The organism is Neisseria sp. P0021.S006, from assembly GCF_051956895.1.
In genome coordinates, this window is the sequence record NZ_JBQCWZ010000189.1 from 1 (window position 1) to 2,028 (window position 2,028).

Consider the following 2,028-nt stretch of genomic DNA (forward strand, 5'->3'; position numbering starts at 1 on the left):
AATCTGCCCAAAGCCATAATCATCATATTGCCTGTTGCCAGCTCACCGCCGCCGATTAAGATGCAAATCAGCGCAATCGGGAACACAGACGCACCCAAAAGGGCGGCCAGGCCGTTCCATTCGGCCGGAATGCCACTGATGACGCGCAGGCAGGCAAGATAGCCGAAGCCGACATAGCCGCCGCCTAAAAAACTCAAAATCACCAACATTTTGATGCTGAACTCAGACTTGGCGCAGCTCTTGCCGATGGCTTCCTGCAAAATCTCGTGAGGGTACAAATCTCGTGTATTCATGAGGCTCTCTTAAATTGGAAATATCTTGTTTATCATGAGGATAATAAGTTTGCCTGAGAATGATGCCGGTAGGAAATAACAACTGGTTGTAAGAATAGAAGAGGGGGTTATATATTGAGGTGACTAAGGCTGCGGCTGACTTTTTAAGAAAGATAAGTTGAAGCGTTGAGATATTGGTGTGTTAAAAACTTAAAAGGCCGTCTGAAAAAGTTGCTTTCAGACGGCCTTTAGATTTGCTTGGTGCGTTAGAACTACAAGCGCGTTACGCTTAAAACGCCTTTGATGTCGCCTAAGCTGGCTAATACGCGCGGCAGGTCATTGACTTGGCGGACTTCAAGGGTAAAGCGCATACTGGCTTCCAAATCACGCGATTGGGTTTGCACTGCGGTAACGTTGAGTTTATGACGCGCCAGCGCATCCGAAACATCGCGAAGCAAACCGGAGCGGTCTTGGGCGCGGATTTCAACATCGACGGCAAACACTTGTCCTTCTTGCAAGGCTGCCCAGCTTGCGTTCAACACTTTTTCCGGAGCCTGTTCGGCAAGGTGGCGGAAAGAAGGGCAGGTATTGCGGTGGACGGAAATACCGCGGTCGCGGGTAACAAAGCCCACAATATCGTCAGGAGGTGCCGGTTTGCAGCATTTGGCAAGTGTGGTCATTAAGCCGTCTTCGCCGTCAATCAAAATGCCGTTTTTGCCGCCTTTTTTGATTTTGGACTGCTTGACGATATTGGTTTCATCAATCGGCACAGGAGGCGGCTCATTCAGCGCACCGCAGGCTTTGTGGATGGCGCGGTTGGAAACTTCGCCCTGACCGATGGCCGTATAGAGTTCATCGGTTTTTTTGAAGCCGAGTTTTTCCGCCAATGCTTGCAGATTGGGTTTGGGGAAGATTTTTGACAACTGTTTGTCCAGCTGGGCGCGGCCTTCTTCGCGCACGGTATCCGCATTTTGCTGGCGGATATAGGCACGGATTTTGCTGATGGCGCGGTTGGATTTGACCCAGCCTTCGTAGAGCCAGTTGACGGAAGGATTTCCTTCTTTGGCGGTAATGATTTCAACGCGTTGGCCGTTTTCCAATGGTGTGGACAGCGGCACGATTTGTCCTTCGACTTTTGCGCCGCGGCAACGGTCGCCTACGCTGCTGTGCAGGGCATAGGCAAAGTCGATGGGGGTGGCGCCCGTAGGCAGGGAGAGGACTTTGCCGTGCGGGGTCAAAACATAAATCGTATCGTTGAACAGCTCGGTTTTAAAGGCGGCGGCAAGGTCTTCTTTGCCGCTTTCAGCCATGTTTTCGCGCCAGTCTAGGAGTTGGCGCAACCAAGCGATTTTTTGTTCGTAGGCGGAATCGCCTTTGCCGCCTTCTTTATAACGCCAGTGGGCGGCAACACCGAATTCATTGAATTGGTGCATGTCGAAGGTGCGGATTTGGACTTCCACACCTTTGTCTTCCGGGCCGACGATAACGGTGTGCAAACTTTTATAGCCGTTGCCTTTCGGGTTGGCGATATAGTCGTCAAACTCGCCCGGAATCGGCTGCCAGAGGCTGTGGACAATACCCAGCGTGGTGTAACACTCGGGAATGGTGTCCACCAAAATCCGCACAGCGCGGATGTCGAACAGGCCGTCGAAAGTGAGCTTTTTCTTCACCATTTTTTTGTAAATGGAGTAGATGTGCTTCGGTCTTCCGGCAACTTCAAAATGAATATTGTATTTTTTCAGTTCCGTACGCAGGA

General features: G+C 51.0%; 2 protein-coding genes. Both read right to left on the reverse strand.

What is annotated here, in order from left to right:
• The coding region (locus ACTHUM_RS12335) for a formate/nitrite transporter family protein (RefSeq protein WP_440402993.1) at positions 1-293 on the reverse strand (293 nt) is incomplete at its 3' end.
• Positions 294-544: 251 nt separating this feature from the next.
• Positions 545-2,028 (reverse strand): RelA/SpoT family protein (locus ACTHUM_RS12340; protein WP_440402994.1); only part of this gene is annotated, 1,484 nt, incomplete at its 5' end.